Below are 15,964 nucleotides of genomic sequence, written 5' to 3'. Positions count from 1 at the left end.
AGAGAGAATAATCTGGTGCGGGCTGTTTTTTACCCTCTCCCCTCAGGGGAGAGGGCAGGGTGAGGGGGAAGTTTCCCCTCAAAATCCCGCTTAACAATCTCCAGCGCCTTCAGCACCGTCTCCGCCGGGAGCTCATGGTTCTCCAGCAGCATAATCAAATCGACGGCCAGCTTGACCTCGTCGGGTGCATTTTCCAGTGACATCTGTGTGGCTCCTGTTAACGGGTCAACCGTTCAATGACGCGTTCAATCTCGTCCAGCGCCTGACGACAGCGGACGATGCGCCCTTCCAGCGCGGTTATTTCGCGCATCAATAGCTGCTGTTCTTCAAGCGTTTCGGCGGCGTTAAGCCGCGTCTCGCGCTCGCGCTTCATCTCAAACAGACGGCGCTCAAACTCCTGGTTCTCCAGCCGCTTGCGCTGCCATTTGCCGAGGCCCGGCGCGGGGCTGTCCCAGGCGCGCAGCGGCCAGGCGGCGATTTCACGGTGCAGGGCGGTGATCTGCTCGGTGAGGTGTTCCGCAAGCCAGGCGACCTGCTCCTGCTGTTCCGCCTCTACCGCGTGGCGCAACTCATCAAGATTCGTTTGCGCCTCAGCAAGATAATCCTGAATTAACGTGCTGCGGGTACGAAAAAGCTGTCGATCAAAGCGCGGCTTCAGCGTGGCGTGTCCCATCAGCGGCGTGGCCTTGGCGCGCAGCGTCGTCAGCTGATTTTGTAGCGTCTCAAGAAGCAGGGCTGTTTTCAAAACGCTCTCCAGTGGTAAAGTAGCCGTTCAGTTTGATAACGATTCGCATTATGCAGCGTACTATTTTAATCATCATTGGCTGGCTTGCGGTAGTGCTGGGCACGCTGGGCGTTGTTTTGCCCTTACTGCCGACCACGCCGTTTATCCTGCTGGCGGCCTGGTGCTTCGCCCGCTCGTCGCCGCGTTTTCACCACTGGCTGCTCTACCGCTCGTGGTTTGGCGGCTATCTGCGCCACTGGCAAAAACACCGCGCCATGCCGCCCGGCGCGAAGCCGCGCGCGATCGCAGCGATCCTCATCACCTTCGCTATTTCATTATGGCTGGTGAACATGATGTGGGTGCGTATTCTGCTGCTGGCGATCCTGACCTGTCTGCTTTTCTTTATGTGGCGGATCCCCGTGGTTGATGAAAAGCAACAAAAGCACTGAAGCCTCATCATGGCTGTTGCAATTATCACGCGCAGCCAGTAAATTCGACCGTTTTCGAGCACAGGTGCGCCTGGTCAAAGGTTAAACAATTGTTGCCTTGGCCGACTCGTTGCGCGCTGTGAGTAACACTGTTTCATTTAGGCACAAACCGATGACCGCAACTGCACAGCAGCTTGAATATCTGAAAAACAGCATCAAAAGTATCCAGGACTATCCAAAGCCTGGCATTCTTTTCCGTGATGTCACCAGCTTGCTGGAAGACCCGAAAGCGTACGCGCTCAGCATTGAACTGCTGGTTGAGCGTTATAAAAACGCCGGGATCACCAAAGTAGTAGGTACCGAAGCCCGTGGCTTCCTGTTCGGCGCACCGGTTGCGCTGGCGATGGGCGTGGGTTTTGTGCCGGTGCGTAAGCCGCGCAAGCTGCCGCGTGAAACCATCGCAGAGAGCTACGAGCTGGAATACGGCACCGATCAGCTGGAAATCCACGTGGATGCCATCAAGCCAGGCGACAAAGTGCTGGTGGTGGACGATCTGCTGGCGACCGGCGGCACCATTGAAGCGACCGTGAAGCTGATCCGTCGTCTGGGTGGTGAAGTGACCGACGCGGCATTCATCATCAACCTGTTCGATCTGGGCGGCGAACAGCGCCTGGAAAAACAGGGTATTACCAGCTACAGCCTGGTGCCATTCCCGGGTCATTAATCCCGTTCCTCACAACCTCGCTCAATGAGTGAGGTTGTGATAGCATTCCCCCCCATAAATTCACCTTCCAGCGTTGCAGAGCCTGCCCATGAGTTATCAGGTGTTAGCCCGTAAATGGCGACCACAAACCTTTGCTGACGTTGTCGGTCAGGAACATGTGCTGACGGCCCTGGCGAACGGCTTGTCGCTAGGTCGCATCCATCACGCCTATCTTTTCTCCGGCACCCGCGGCGTCGGTAAGACCTCTATTGCCCGTTTGCTGGCAAAAGGTCTCAACTGCGAAACCGGGATCACCGCCACGCCGTGCGGCGTGTGCGATAACTGCCGGGAGATCGAGCAGGGGCGTTTTGTCGACCTGATCGAAATCGATGCCGCCTCGCGCACCAAAGTGGAAGACACCCGCGATCTGCTCGATAACGTGCAGTACGCCCCGGCGCGCGGCCGCTTCAAGGTCTACCTGATCGATGAAGTGCACATGCTGTCGCGCCACAGCTTCAACGCCCTGCTGAAAACGCTGGAAGAGCCGCCTGCACACGTGAAGTTCCTGCTGGCGACCACCGATCCGCAAAAGCTGCCGGTCACCATCCTGTCGCGCTGCCTGCAGTTCCACCTGAAGGCGCTGGACGTTGAGCAGATCCGCGCTCAGCTGGAACACATTCTTGATGAAGAGAAGATCGTCCACGAACCGCGCGCCCTGCAACTGCTGGCCCGCGCGGCGGACGGCAGCCTGCGTGATGCGCTAAGCCTGACCGATCAGGCGATTGCCAGCGGTGACGGCAAGCTCTCGACCGACGCGGTCAGCACCATGCTCGGCACGCTGGATGACGATCAGGCGCTGTCGCTTATCGAAGCGATGATTGCCGCCAACGGCGAGCGCGTGATGTCGCAGGTTGACGCTGCCGCCGCCCGAGGCGTGGAGTGGGAAGCGCTGCTGGTTGAAATGCTCAGCCTGCTGCACCGCGTGGCGATGCTGCAGCTTTCTCCGTCGGCCATCGGCGCGGATATGGCCGCCATTGAGCAGCGGATGCGTGAACTTGCTCGCACCGTGCCGCCTGCCGACGTTCAGCTTTACTACCAGACGCTGCTGATTGGCCGCAAAGAGCTGCCGTTCGCGCCGGATCGCCGGATGGGCGTTGAAATGACGCTGCTGCGCGCGCTGGCGTTCCACCCGCGTATGCCATTGCCGGAGCCGGAAGTGCCGCGGCAGTCCTTCGCGCCGGTCGCGCCCACGGCGGTGATGTCGCCGCAGCAGGTGCCGCCGCAGCCGACACCGCCGCCGCAGCAAAACGTGCCGCTGTCGGATGCCACCAGTTCGGTGCTTGCCGCACGAAGCCAGCTACAGCGTGCGCAGGGAGCAACCAAACCAAAAAAGAGTGAACCGGCAGCGCCTGCAAGAGCGCGGCCGGTTAACAACGCCGCGCTTGAACGACTGGCTTCGGTAACGGAGCGCGTACAGTCGCGCCCGGCACCGTCCGCGCTCGAGCAAAAAGCCCCGGCGAAAGAAGAGGCCTACCGCTGGAAGGCGACCACCATCATCGAAACGGTGAAGGAAGAGGTCGCCACGCCAAAAGCCCTGAAAAAGGCGCTGGAGCACGAAAAAACGCCGGAGCTTGCCGCGAAGCTGGCTGAAGAATCAATCGAGCGCGACGCCTGGGCCGCCGAGGTCAGCAAACTGCAGCTGCCGAAGCTGGTGGAGCAGGTCGCGCTGAACGCCTGGAAAGAGCAGGACGGCAACCAGGTGCGTCTGCACCTGCGGCCTGGCCAACGGCACCTGAACTCCCCGGGCGCGCAAAAGGCGCTGGCGGAGGCGCTCACCGCATTGCAGGGCACGCCGGTTGAATTGACTATCATTGAAGATGATAATCCCGCAGTGCGCACGCCGCTGGAATGGCGTCAGGCTATTTATGAAGAGAAGCTCGCGCAGGCGCGCGAGTCGATTATTGCGGATAACAACATTCAGACCCTGCGCCGGTTCTTCGACGCCGATCTGGATGAAGAGAGTATTCGCCCCCTTTGATCGTGAGTCTGACTTACGGTTGTAATCCTTAAACGTGAAAGAGAGAGAAGCCTATGTTCGGTGGAAAAGGCGGTCTGGGTGGTCTGATGAAGCAGGCTCAGCAGATGCAGGAAAAAATGCAGAAGATGCAGGAAGAGATCGCTCAGCTGGAAGTCACGGGTGAATCCGGTGCCGGCCTGGTGAAAGTGACCATCAACGGTGCGCACAACTGCCGCCGCGTGGAAATCGACCCAAGCCTGCTCGAAGACGACAAAGAGATGCTGGAAGATCTGGTTGCCGCCGCGTTTAACGATGCCGCGCGCCGTATCGACGAAACCCAGAAAGAGAAAATGGCCTCTGTTTCCAGCGGTATGCAGCTGCCGCCGGGCTTTAAGATGCCATTCTGATGCAAACCAGTCCGCTGCTCACGCAGTTAATGGAAGCACTGCGCTGCCTGCCGGGCGTTGGCCCGAAGTCGGCGCAGCGCATGGCGTTTACGCTATTACAGCGCGACCGCAGCGGCGGGATGCGCCTGGCGCAGGCTCTGACCCGCGCCATGTCAGAAATTGGTCACTGTGCGGACTGCCGTACCTTTACCGAGCAGGACGTGTGTAACATCTGCACGAACCCGCGCCGTCAGGAAAACGGCCAGATTTGCGTGGTAGAGAGTCCGGCGGACATCTACGCCATTGAGCAAACCGGGCAGTTTTCCGGCCGCTACTTCGTGCTGATGGGGCATCTTTCCCCGCTCGACGGCATCGGCCCGGATGATATCGGTCTTGACCGCCTTGAACAGCGTCTTGAGTCCGAGACCATCAAAGAGGTTATCCTCGCCACCAACCCGACGGTGGAAGGGGAGGCAACCGCCAACTATATCGCTGAACTGTGCTCGCAGTACGGCGTTGACGCCAGCCGCATCGCCCACGGCGTGCCGGTGGGCGGCGAGCTGGAAATGGTCGACGGCACCACGCTGTCGCACTCGCTGGCCGGGCGTCATAAGATTGTTTTCTGACCAAACGGAGGCTGCATTCGTGGCCTCCGCTTGAAAATCTCCCCCCTTATCCCCATCTCTCACTCAACGTTTTACAACCCCATTAAATGGCATTGTTGAGGTCGACTTAGATGAAAGGACAAGAAACCCGTGGTTTCCAGTCAGAAGTAAAACAGCTTCTGCACCTGATGATCCATTCCCTGTATTCCAACAAAGAAATCTTTCTGCGTGAGCTGATTTCCAACGCCTCGGACGCGGCGGACAAGCTGCGCTTCCGCGCGCTGTCCAACCCGGATCTGTACGAAGGTGAAGGCGAGCTGCGCGTGTGCGTCTCGTTCAATAAAGAGAACCGCACCCTGACCATCGCCGATAACGGCATCGGGATGAACCGCGACGAGGTGATCGACCACCTCGGGACCATCGCCAAATCCGGCACCAAAGCGTTCCTCGAGTCCATGGGCTCTGACCAGGCGAAAGACAGCCAGCTGATCGGTCAGTTCGGCGTGGGCTTCTACTCGGCGTTCATCGTGGCGGATAAGGTCACCGTGCGCACCCGCGCGGCAGGCGAAAGCGCCGAAAACGGCGTGTTCTGGGAGTCCAAAGGGGAAGGCGAGTACACCGTTGACGACATCACCAAAGCGGATCGCGGCACCGAGATCACCCTGCACCTGCGCGAAGGCGAAGACGATTTCCTGAACGACTGGCGCGTGCGCTCCATCATCAGCAAATATTCCGACCACATCGCGCTGCCGGTTGAGATTGAAAAACAGGAAGAACAGGACGGTGAAACCGTTGTCTCCTGGGAGAAAATCAACAAGGCGCAGGCGCTGTGGACGCGCAACAAGTCTGAAATTAAAGACGACGAATACAACGAATTCTATAAGCACATTGCCCACGACTTTACCGACCCGCTGACCTGGAGCCACAATCGCGTGGAAGGAAAGCAGGAGTACACCAGTCTGCTGTACATCCCGGCGCAGGCGCCGTGGGACATGTGGAACCGCGATCACAAGCACGGCCTGAAGCTGTACGTGCAGCGCGTGTTCATCATGGACGACGCCGAGCAGTTCATGCCGAACTACCTGCGCTTCACCCGCGGCCTGATCGACTCCAACGATCTGCCGCTGAACGTTTCGCGTGAAATTCTGCAGGACAGCACGGTGACCCGCAACCTGCGCAACGCGCTGACCAAGCGTACGCTGCAGATGCTGGAAAAACTGGCGAAAGACGATGCGGAAAAATATCAGACCTTCTGGAAACAGTTCGGCCTGGTGCTGAAAGAAGGCCCGGCGGAAGACACCGCGAACGTCGAAACCATCGCCAGGCTGCTGCGCTTTGCCTCTACGCATACCGACTCCTCCGCGCAGACCGTGTCGCTGGAAGAGTACGTCTCCCGCATGAAAGACGGCCAGGAGAAAATCTACTACATCACCGCCGACAGCTACGCGGCGGCGAAGAGCAGCCCTCACTTGGAGCTGCTGCGTAAGAAAGGCATCGAAGTGCTGCTGCTTTCTGACCGCATCGACGAGTGGATGATGAACTACCTGACCGAGTTCGACGGTAAATCCTTCCAGTCCGTTGCCAAAGCCGACGAGTCCATCGACAAGCTGGCGGACGAAGTGGACGAAAGCGCGAAAGAGGCCGAGAAGGCGCTGGAGCCGTTCGTTGAGCGTGTGAAAACCCTGCTGGGCGATCGCGTGAAAGAGGTTCGCTTCACGCACCGTCTGACCGATACGCCGGCAATTGTCACCACCGATGCCGACGAAATGGGCACCCAGATGGCGAAGCTGTTTGCGGCGGCGGGCCAGGCGATGCCGGAAGTGAAATATATCTTCGAGCTGAACCCGGATCACCCGCTGGTGAAACGCGCGGCGGATACCCAGGACGACGCCCGCTTCGCCGAGTGGGTTGAGCTGCTGCTGGATCAGTCCCTGCTGGCCGAGCGCGGCACGCTGGAAGATCCTAACCTGTTCATTAAGCGTGTGAATGCGCTGCTGCTGGCGTAATTAAACACCTGCCCCTCACCCTGCCCTCTCCCCAAAGGGGAGAGGGTGTAATCGTTCCCTCTCCCCTTTGGGGAGAGGGTTAGGGTGAGGGGGAACCAACCGCACTCACCCAAATTATCTCCCCCCTTAACCGTTTCAGCTTCCCCGCCTTCCTTGAGCCACGCCCGTTCTGGTGGTATTGTTTAGCGCTTTTGAAAAATTGAAACGACATTTGAGGGGATTTTCGCAATGCGTATTATTCTGCTTGGCGCTCCGGGCGCGGGTAAAGGAACTCAGGCTCAGTTCATCATGGAGAAATACGGTATTCCGCAAATCTCTACCGGTGACATGCTGCGTGCCGCTGTGAAATCTGGCTCCGAGCTGGGCAAACAGGCGAAGGACATCATGGACGCGGGCAAGCTGGTAACCGACGAACTGGTTATCGCGCTGGTTAAAGAGCGTATTGCGCAGGAAGACTGCCGTAACGGTTTCCTGCTGGACGGCTTCCCGCGCACCATTCCTCAGGCTGACGCCATGAAAGAAGCGGGCATCAACGTGGACTACGTTCTGGAGTTCGACGTGCCGGACGAGCTGATCGTTGACCGTATCGTTGGCCGTCGCGTACACGCTGCCTCAGGCCGCGTTTACCACATCAAATTCAACCCACCTAAGGTTGAAGGCAAAGACGACGTGACCGGCGAAGAGCTGACCACCCGTAAAGACGATCAGGAAGAGACCGTGCGTAAGCGCCTGGTGGAATACCATCAGATGACCGCGCCGCTGATCGGCTACTACTCCAAAGAAGCGCAGGCGGGTAACACCAAATACGCCAAAGTTGACGGCACCCAGGCCGTGGCTGACGTACGTGCAGAGCTGGAAAAAATCCTCGGCTAATGCACTCTTCTCACCCGGTTTCTCCGGGTGAGAAAAATTCTCATTTTTCCTTTCACTGCAATTGGTTCCGTTTAAACGCATTTCCGCTACAATTGACAACCTATCAAATGGTTAAGAGGCGTGAATGAGTCAGGCGAAAACCGGCATCCTGCTTGCCAATCTGGGCACTCCAGAAGCACCCACTCCAGACGCGGTAAAACGCTACCTGCGACAATTCTTAAGCGACACGCGCGTTGTGGATACCCCGAGACTGCTGTGGTGGCCGCTGCTGCGTGGCGTCATTCTGCCGATTCGTTCTCCGCGCGTGGCAAAACTCTACCAGTCCGTCTGGATGGAAGAGGGCTCGCCGCTGATGGTGTACAGCCGCCGACAGGAAAAAGCGCTGGCTGCCCGCCTGCCGGATATGCCCGTCGCGCTCGGCATGAGCTACGGTAAACCTTCGCTGGAAAGCGCGGTGGAAAACCTGCTCGCGCAGGGCGTGGACCACATCGTGGTGCTGGCGCTCTATCCGCAGTATTCGTGCTCCACGGTGGCTGCCGTGTGGGACGAGCTGGCGCGTATTCTGAAGACGCGACGCCGCATTCCTGCGGTGACCTTTATTCGCGACTACGCGGATAACGATCTGTACATCAAGGCACTCGCCAGCAGCACGCGCGCATCGTTTGAAAAGCACGGCGAGCCGGATCTGCTCCTGCTCTCCTATCACGGCATTCCGCAGCGTTTCGCCAATGAAGGTGACGACTACCCGCAGCGCTGCCGCGATACCACGCGCGAGCTGGTCTCTGCCCTTGGACTGCCGCCGGAGAAGGTGATGATGACCTTCCAGTCTCGCTTTGGCCGCGAGCCATGGCTCACGCCGTATACTGACGACACCCTCAAAATGCTGGGCGAGAAGGGCGTGAAGCATATTCAGGTCATGTCGCCGGGCTTCTCGGCAGACTGCCTGGAAACGCTGGAAGAAATTGCCGTACAAAATAAAGAGTTCTTCCTCGAGGCGGGCGGAACAAAGTACGAGTACATTCCGGCACTTAACGACTCCCCTGAACATATCGACATGATGGTCTCGCTGGTGACGAAAAGCCGCTGATCGCGCTTGAGGCCGGGTTTGTGCTACCATTCCCGGCCCATAATCCTTGCACAGTTCAGACCATGAAATTTCCCGGTAAACGTAAATCTAAACACTACTTCCCCGTCAACGCTCGCGATCCGCTCCTGCAGCAAATCCAGCCGGAAAACGAAACCAGCGCCGCGTGGGTGGTGGGTATCGACCAGACGCTGGTGGATATTGAAGCCAAAGTGGACGATGCGTTTGTCGCGCGTTACGGTCTGAGCGCCGGGCATTCGCTGGTGATCGAGGACGACGTTGCCGAAGCGCTGTATCAGGAACTGGTGCGCGAAAACCTGATTACCCATCAGTTCGCCGGTGGCACCATCGGCAATACCATGCACAACTACTCCGTGCTGGCAGACGACCGCTCGGTGCTGCTCGGCGTGATGTGCAGCAATATCGAAATCGGCGGCTACGCCTACCGCTATCTCTGCAACACCTCCAGCCGTACCGATCTGAACTACCTGCAGGGCGTCGACGGGCCGATTGGCCGCTGCTTTACCCTGATTGGCGAATCCGGCGAGCGTACCTTTGCCATCAGCCCGGGCCACATGAACAAGCTGCGCGCCGAAAGCATCCCGGAAGCGGTGATCGCGGGCGCCTCTGCGCTGGTGCTGACCTCCTATCTGGTGCGCTGCAAGCCGGGTGAACCGATGCCGGAAGCGACCATGAAGGCGATTGAGTATGCGAAAAAATATGACGTACCCGTTGTCCTGACGCTGGGCACCAAATTTGTGATTGCCGATAACCCGGAGTGGTGGCAGGCCTTCCTGAAGGAGCACGTTTCGATTCTGGCGATGAACGAAGAAGAGGCCGAAGCGCTGACCGGCGAAAGCGATCCGCTCCTGGCGTCCGATAAAGCGCTGGACTGGGTGGATCTGGTGCTCTGCACCGCCGGGCCGGTGGGCCTGTATATGGCGGGCTTCACGGAAGAAGAGAGCAAGCGCAAAACCCAGCATCCGCTGCTGCCGGGGGCGATTGCCGAGTTCAACCAGTACGAGTTCAGCCGCGGTATGCGCCATAAAGACTGCACCAACCCGCTGCGCATTTACTCCCACATCGCGCCATACATGGGCGGGCCGGAGAAGATCATGAACACCAACGGCGCGGGCGACGGCGCGCTGGCGGCGCTGCTGCACGACATCACCGCCAATGCCTACCACAAAACCAACGTGCCGAACTCCAGCAAGCACACGTTTAGCTGGCTGACCTATTCGTCGCTGGCGCAGGTATGTAAGTACGCGAACCGCGTGAGCTATCAGGTGCTGAACCAGCACTCCCCGCGCTTAACGCGTGGCCTGCCGGAACGGGAAGACAGCCTCGAAGAGGCGTATTGGGATCGTTGATTGCTAAAAGAAAACCCCTCACCCTAACCCTCTCCCCTATGGGGAGAGGGAACTTGAACACCCTCTCCCCTATGGGGAGAGGGCTGGGGTGAGGGGACCAGGCCGCACCAAAATTAACCCGTCACCGCCTCTTCAACCGGCGGTTTCTCCAGCAGCGTCAGCATAGTATTCGCAATCTCACGCTCGCCCATTACCACCTGATTCGCGCCGCGCTCGGTAATGTACTCCACCTCGTCGTCATAGTGCGCCCGGGCGATAATCTCAATCGTTGGACATTTCTCGCGCGCGGAAGCCACAATCTCACCGGCTTCATAGCCGTTCGGGATGGTCAGCAGCAGCCAGCGGGCGCAGTCGAGGTGTGCAAGATTCATAATCTCTTCGTTCGCTGCATTACCCAGCACCGCGCGAATGCCGCGCTCGCGAAGCTCGTCGACGCGGGTGCGCGATGTTTCTATCACCACCAGCGGAATGCCCTGCGCCATCAGCTTCTCACCGAGCAGGCTCCCCACGCGGCCAAAGCCGACCAGCAGCGCGTGGTTGCAGATATCCACCGGGATCTGCTTCTCTTCCTCCGTCGCCTCTTCCAGCGTCAGCTCTTCGAGCGTTTCGGTTTTATCGAGGTATTTTTCCAGCAGGGCAAACAGCACCGGGTTTAGCATGATGGAGAGGATCGCCCCCGCCAGCACCAGGTTTTGTCCGGCCTGAGGGAGCAGATTCAGCGCCATACCCAGGCCCGCCAGGATAAACGCGAACTCACCAATCTGTGCCAGGCTGGCGGCGATAGTCAGCGCCGTACGCGGCGAGTGGCCGAACATACGCACCAGGAAGAAGGCCGCCGCCGATTTACCAAAGATGATGATCGCCAGCGTGCCCAGCACCGCCAGAGGCTGATGGATCAGCACCATCGGGTCAAACAGCATCCCGACGGAGACAAAGAACAGCACGGCGAACGCGTCGCGCAGCGGCAGGGTGTCGTGCGCGGCGCGGTGGCTCAGCTCGGACTCGTTCAGCACCATCCCGGCAAAGAACGCGCCCAGCGCGAAGGAAACATCGAACAGCTCAACGGCGCCAAAGGCGATGCCCAGCGCCAGAGCAAGAACGGAGAGCGTAAACAGCTCGCGGGAGCCCGTCGCCGCGCTGCGGGACATGATCCACGGCACCAGGCGGCGACCCACCAGCATCATGATGGCGATAAAGGCCACGACTTTACCGATGGTGATACTCATGTCCAGCGCCAGCGAGGCAAAGCCGACGTTGTCTTTTTCCATCATCCCGGCGACGGCAGGCAGCAGAACCAGCGTCAACACCATCACCAGATCTTCAACTATCAGCCAGCCAATCGCGATTTGTCCGCGCTGGCTGTCTATCAGCTGTCTCTCTTCAAGCGCGCGCAGCAGCACCACGGTACTGGCGGTTGAAAGACACAGCCCAAACACGATGCCGGTCATCAGTGACCAGCCCAGCATCGCCGAAAGCGCCATCCCCAGCAGCGTCGCCACCCCTATCTGGGCGATCGCACCCGGTATGGCGATCGACTTTACCGCCATCAGGTCCTTTAGGGAAAAATGCAGGCCCACGCCAAACATCAGCAGAATCACGCCCAATTCCGCCAGTTCAGGAGCCAGTTTGGTATCCGCCACGAAACCTGGCGTGAAAGGACCCGCCAGAACACCCGCTAACAAATAGCCGACAAGAGGAGAAATACGCAGTTTGTTGGCAATCATGCCAAGGATAAAAGCAAGCACAAGTCCACCAACAATGGTGGTGATAAGCGGTGTGGCGTGGTGCATTCCGTCTCCTTTCGCGGTGAGTGTTCCATTTTTGGTGTGAATACCAAAAAGCCGATTAATAGTTTATGACAATTTTCAGGCTTATGTTTATGAATAATTGTTGAAGTTTGAATAAAACGGCAATATGGATGCAAAAAAGCAGGATATGACAAAATCGGCAAGGGTAAGAAGACGAAACCCTTATGGTATGAGGGGGTGGGGCCGCCAAAGTTTAACTTTGGCGGCCTGTAAATCATGCTTTGTGACGGTTGTCAGGCAGGAATATGGTCAACATCCCCAGAAGTGGCAGGAAAGCACAGATTTTATAGACCAGGAAAATGCTGGTGTGGTCCGCAACCATCCCCAACACCGCGGCTCCAAGGCCACCCATACCGAAGGCAAAACCGAAAAAGAGGCCGGAAACCATACCGATACGCCCGGGCAGCAGCTCCTGCGCGTAGACCAGGATAGCCGAGAAGGCGGACGCGAGGATGAAACCAATGATAACGGTTAAAATCCCCGTCCATTCAAGGGTTGCGTACGGCAAAATGAGGGTAAACGGCGCTACGCCGAGGATCGAGCCCCAAATGACATATTTACGCCCAATTTTATCGCCCACAGGCCCGCCAATAACCGTGCCTGCCGCCACCGCAAAGAGGAAGGCAAACAGGTGAAACTGGGCGTTTTGTACCGATAATCCGAATTTTTGCATCAGGTAAAAGGTGTAATAGCTGCTGATGCTCGCCATATAGAAATATTTCGAGAAAATGAGCACCAGAAGCACGCTTACGGCCAGGATAACCTTGTTGCGGGGAAGGGGATTAATAACCTTCGCTACAGGTTTGCCCTTATTCACGCGGTGCTGCGCAGCGTACCAGCGGCTGATCTGCGCCAGCACCACGATCGCCAGCAGGGCGGCAAGCACAAACCACGCCACGTTGCCTTTACCGTACGGGGCGATGATCACCGCTGCCAGCAGCGGGCCGAGGGAGCTACCGAAGTTACCGCCCACCTGGAACAGGGACTGCGCCAGCCCGTGCCGTCCGCCGGAGGCCATGCGCGCCACGCGTGACGACTCCGGGTGGAACACCGACGAACCCGTTCCCACCAGCGCGGCGGCGACCAGCACCGCTTCAAAGCTGCCCGCCATTGCCAGCAGCACCAGCCCGCTTAGGGTAAAGCACATGCCAATCGGCAGCGACCACGGCATCGGGTATTTGTCCGTCCAGTAGCCCACCACCGGCTGCAGCAGCGAGGAGGCCAGCTGGAAGGTCAGGGTGATCATCCCGATCTGCACGAAGGTTAACGAGAACTCAGACTGCAGCAGCGGGTAGATTGCCAGGATCAGCGACTGGATCATGTCGTTGAGCAGGTGAGACAGACTGATTGCGCCTAATACTTTAAATGAGGTGCGCGATTTTGGCGGCGACGCCGGAGCGCCCGAAACGGGCTGGGTTGATTCACTGATTGCCATAAATACCACGTCGTTTTGTTATTAGAAATGCAGGGTGTAATTATTATCCAACTAACATACCCGTCCGCGACATTTGAAGAAAGTCGCAATTCTGAAAACATATTTGTCTATTCTTGTGAGTCACTGTAATTTTTGCGTTTGTCTATTGGTCAGGGAGAGAGATGATGAAGTTAATGAAGCGTGGCGTCGCGCTGGCGTTGATAGCGGCCTGGGGGATGATGAGTTCACCCGCGCAGGCGTATGAAAAAGATAAAACCTATAAAATCACTATTCTGCATACCAACGATCACCACGGCCATTTCTGGCGCAGTGAATACGGTGAATATGGCCTGTCGGCGCAAAAAACGCTGGTGGACGGTATTCGCAAAGAGGTCGCCGCAGAAGGCGGCAGCGTGCTGCTGCTGTCCGGAGGCGATATTAATACCGGCGTCCCGGAATCCGATTTGCAGGATGCCGAGCCTGACTTTCGCGGCATGAACCTAATTGGCTACGACGCGATGGCCGTTGGCAACCATGAGTTCGACAACCCGCTGAGCGTGCTTCGCCAGCAGGAAAAGTGGTCCAAATTCCCGTTCCTCTCCGCCAATATTTATCAAAAAAGCACCGGGGAGCGTCTGTTTAAGCCATGGGCGCTGTTTAAGCGTCAGGACCTCAAAATTGCGGTCATTGGTTTAACCACCGACGACACGGCAAAAATTGGCAACCCTGAATTCTTTACCGATATCGAATTCCGCAAACCGGCAGACGAAGCGAAGCTGGTGATCCAGGAATTGCAGCAGAACGAAAAGCCGGACGTGATTATCGCCACTACCCATATGGGCCACTACGATAACGGCGAGCACGGCTCCAACGCGCCGGGAGACGTGGAGATGGCGCGCAGCCTGCCGGCAGGCTCGCTGGCGATGATTGTGGGCGGTCACTCACAAGATCCGGTGTGCATGGCGTCTGAGAATAAAAAGCAGGTGGATTACGTGCCCGGCACGCCGTGCGCGCCGGATCGTCAAAACGGTATCTGGATTGTCCAGGCCCACGAGTGGGGGAAATACGTCGGTCGTGCCGATTTCGAGTTCCGCAACGGCGAGATGAAGCTGGTGCACTATCAGCTTATTCCGGTCAACCTGAAGAAGAAAGTGACCTACCCGGACGGGAAAAGCGAGCGCGTACTTTACACGCCTGAGATCCATGAGAATCAGCAGATGCTCTCCCTGCTGACGCCGTTCCAGAGCAAGGGCAAGGCCCAGCTGGACGTGAAGATCGGGACGCTGAACGGTAGACTGGAAGGGGATCGCAGCAAGGTGCGCTTCGTGCAGACCAATATGGGCCACCTGGTGCTGGCGGCGCAAATGGCGCGCACCGGTGCGGACTTTGGCGTGATGAGCGGCGGCGGCATTCGTGATTCCATCGAAGGCGGGAACATCACCTACAAGGACGTGCTCAAGGTGCAGCCGTTCGGCAACGTGGTGGTGTATGCGGACATGAGCGGTAAAGAGGTTATTGAGTACCTCACCGCCGTCGCGCAGATGAAGCCGGACTCGGGTGCCTATCCGCAGTTTGCCAACGTTAGCTTTAACGCAAAAGAGGGCAAGCTTAACGATCTGAAGATCAAGGGCGAACCGGTTGACCCGGCTAAAACGTACCGTCTGGCAACGTTAAGCTTTAACGCCACCGGCGGCGACGGTTATCCGCATATCGATAACAAACCGGGCTATGTGAATACCGGCTTTATCGACGCGGAAGTGCTGAAACAGTATATCCAGCAGAATTCACCGATTGACGTGAATGCCTATGAGCCGAAGGGTGAGGTGAGCTGGCAGTAGTGCGGGTTGTTGTTTTGCCCGGTGGCGCTGCGCTTACCGGGCCTACGGGTGCAAAATGTAGGCCGGGTAAGGCGTAGCCGCCACCCGGCTTTTCTTTTACTCCCGGCGCGCAATATCCGCAAATTTCGCGTCCAGCATTTCCGCCAGATCGTCTGCGGCCAGCTCAATATCCAGCCCGCGCTTGCCGCCCGAAATATAGATCGTCTCAAACTCCTGTGAAGGCGCATCGATCAGCGTCGGCAGGCGTTTTTTCTGCCCGAGCGGGCTGATGCCGCCGACCAGATACCCGGTGGTGCGTTGCGCAACCATCGGATCGGCCATATCGACCTTTTTTGCTCCCAGCGCTTTCGCGACCTTTTTCAGATCCAACTGCCCGGCAACGGGCGTGACCGCGACGGCGAGATGCTTCATATCCCCGTTTACCGCCACCAGCAGCGTTTTGTAGACCCGATCGGCGTTTAGCCCCAGCTTGCGCACCACTTCGTCACCAAAGTTGGTTTCATTCGGATCGTGATCGTAAGTGTGGATCCGGAAGGAAATGTTGTTTTTTTCGAGTAATTTAACGGCGGGAGTCATAGCTATCCTTCTTGCGACAGACAATTCATGCCAACAGCATACGCCTGACGTTTGTCTAAAAAATAGCACCATCTTGCGCAATAGTATTGGCAGTGATGGTCACTTTGAGCGACAATCGGCTCAACCGAAGGT

At 57.8% G+C, this 15,964-nt stretch carries 15 protein-coding genes and 1 other annotated feature; of the genes, 10 read left to right on the top strand and 5 right to left on the bottom strand.

Going from position 1 to position 15,964, the window contains the following annotated elements; all coding sequences use genetic code 11:
- Window positions 1-29: 29 nt before the first annotated feature.
- Window positions 30-203, bottom strand: a complete 174-nt coding sequence (gene rsmS, locus E0L20_RS06510) for a pleiotropic regulatory protein RsmS (protein ID WP_131633235.1) — start codon at window positions 201-203, stop codon at window positions 30-32.
- Window positions 204-217: 14 nt separating this feature from the next.
- Entirely contained in the window at window positions 218-745 is a 528-nt protein-coding gene (gene priC, locus E0L20_RS06505; RefSeq protein WP_131633234.1) for a primosomal replication protein N'', read from the bottom strand.
- Window positions 746-795: 50 nt separating this feature from the next.
- Here priC and E0L20_RS06500 point away from each other — a divergent pair, with 50 nt between their 5' ends.
- The 9 genes from E0L20_RS06500 (at window position 796) to E0L20_RS06460 (ending at window position 10,196) form a co-directional block, all read left to right on the top strand.
- The gene (locus tag E0L20_RS06500; protein ID WP_131633233.1) at window positions 796-1,173 is read left to right on the top strand and encodes a DUF454 family protein; all 378 of its coding nucleotides are present in this window, start codon (window positions 796-798) and stop codon (window positions 1,171-1,173) included.
- Between the two features lie 151 nt (window positions 1,174-1,324).
- Window positions 1,325-1,876: an adenine phosphoribosyltransferase gene (apt, locus tag E0L20_RS06495; protein ID WP_000127359.1), complete on the top strand. Its 552-nt coding sequence runs from the start codon at window positions 1,325-1,327 to the stop codon at window positions 1,874-1,876.
- A gap of 88 nt (window positions 1,877-1,964) precedes the next feature.
- Window positions 1,965-3,893 (top strand): DNA polymerase III subunit gamma/tau, encoded by a 1,929-nt coding sequence (gene dnaX / locus E0L20_RS06490; RefSeq protein ID WP_131633232.1) that lies wholly within the window; start codon window positions 1,965-1,967, stop codon window positions 3,891-3,893.
- Window positions 3,223-3,287 (top strand) — a sequence feature (DnaX frameshifting element). It overlaps the preceding gene by 65 nt.
- Window positions 3,894-3,946: 53 nt before the next feature.
- The gene (locus E0L20_RS06485) at window positions 3,947-4,279 is read left to right on the top strand and encodes a YbaB/EbfC family nucleoid-associated protein (protein ID WP_003858972.1); all 333 of its coding nucleotides are present in this window, start codon (window positions 3,947-3,949) and stop codon (window positions 4,277-4,279) included.
- Window positions 4,279-4,884: a recombination mediator RecR gene (recR, locus tag E0L20_RS06480; protein ID WP_059346267.1), complete on the top strand. Its 606-nt coding sequence runs from the start codon at window positions 4,279-4,281 to the stop codon at window positions 4,882-4,884. The genes E0L20_RS06485 and recR overlap by 1 nt, the downstream gene beginning before the upstream one ends.
- A gap of 110 nt (window positions 4,885-4,994) precedes the next feature.
- Window positions 4,995-6,869 (top strand): molecular chaperone HtpG, encoded by a 1,875-nt coding sequence (gene htpG / locus E0L20_RS06475; protein WP_131633231.1) that lies wholly within the window; start codon window positions 4,995-4,997, stop codon window positions 6,867-6,869.
- 228 nt (window positions 6,870-7,097) lie between these two features.
- The gene (adk, locus tag E0L20_RS06470; protein ID WP_014069168.1) at window positions 7,098-7,742 is read left to right on the top strand and encodes an adenylate kinase; all 645 of its coding nucleotides are present in this window, start codon (window positions 7,098-7,100) and stop codon (window positions 7,740-7,742) included.
- A gap of 124 nt (window positions 7,743-7,866) precedes the next feature.
- The gene (gene hemH / locus E0L20_RS06465) at window positions 7,867-8,829 is read left to right on the top strand and encodes a ferrochelatase (protein ID WP_131633230.1); all 963 of its coding nucleotides are present in this window, start codon (window positions 7,867-7,869) and stop codon (window positions 8,827-8,829) included.
- 62 nt (window positions 8,830-8,891) lie between these two features.
- Window positions 8,892-10,196 carry an inosine/guanosine kinase gene (locus E0L20_RS06460; RefSeq protein WP_131633229.1) on the top strand — a complete coding sequence of 435 codons (1,305 nt, stop codon included), beginning with the start codon at window positions 8,892-8,894 and terminating at the stop codon, window positions 10,194-10,196.
- Window positions 10,197-10,309: 113 nt separating this feature from the next.
- Here the strand turns inward: E0L20_RS06460 and ybaL are convergent, their stop codons facing one another.
- Window positions 10,310-11,986, bottom strand: coding sequence for a YbaL family putative K(+) efflux transporter (ybaL, locus tag E0L20_RS06455; RefSeq protein WP_131633228.1), 1,677 nt, complete (start codon window positions 11,984-11,986; stop codon window positions 10,310-10,312).
- A gap of 232 nt (window positions 11,987-12,218) precedes the next feature.
- Complete coding sequence (locus tag E0L20_RS06450) at window positions 12,219-13,439, bottom strand: MFS transporter (RefSeq protein WP_131633227.1); 1,221 nt, start codon at window positions 13,437-13,439, stop codon at window positions 12,219-12,221.
- A gap of 164 nt (window positions 13,440-13,603) precedes the next feature.
- Here E0L20_RS06450 and ushA point away from each other — a divergent pair, with 164 nt between their 5' ends.
- Window positions 13,604-15,256, top strand: coding sequence for a bifunctional UDP-sugar hydrolase/5'-nucleotidase UshA (ushA, locus tag E0L20_RS06445; RefSeq protein ID WP_131633419.1), 1,653 nt, complete (start codon window positions 13,604-13,606; stop codon window positions 15,254-15,256).
- Between the two features lie 96 nt (window positions 15,257-15,352).
- Here the strand turns inward: ushA and ybaK are convergent, their stop codons facing one another.
- Window positions 15,353-15,832 (bottom strand): Cys-tRNA(Pro)/Cys-tRNA(Cys) deacylase YbaK, encoded by a 480-nt coding sequence (gene ybaK, locus E0L20_RS06440; protein WP_131633226.1) that lies wholly within the window; start codon window positions 15,830-15,832, stop codon window positions 15,353-15,355.
- Between the last annotated feature and the right edge of the window lie 132 nt (window positions 15,833-15,964).

It is taken from the genome of Enterobacter wuhouensis (assembly GCF_004331265.1).
Taxonomy (GTDB): Bacteria; Pseudomonadota; Gammaproteobacteria; order Enterobacterales; family Enterobacteriaceae; genus Enterobacter; species Enterobacter wuhouensis.
This window is presented reverse-complemented; position numbering and strand designations above follow the sequence as displayed.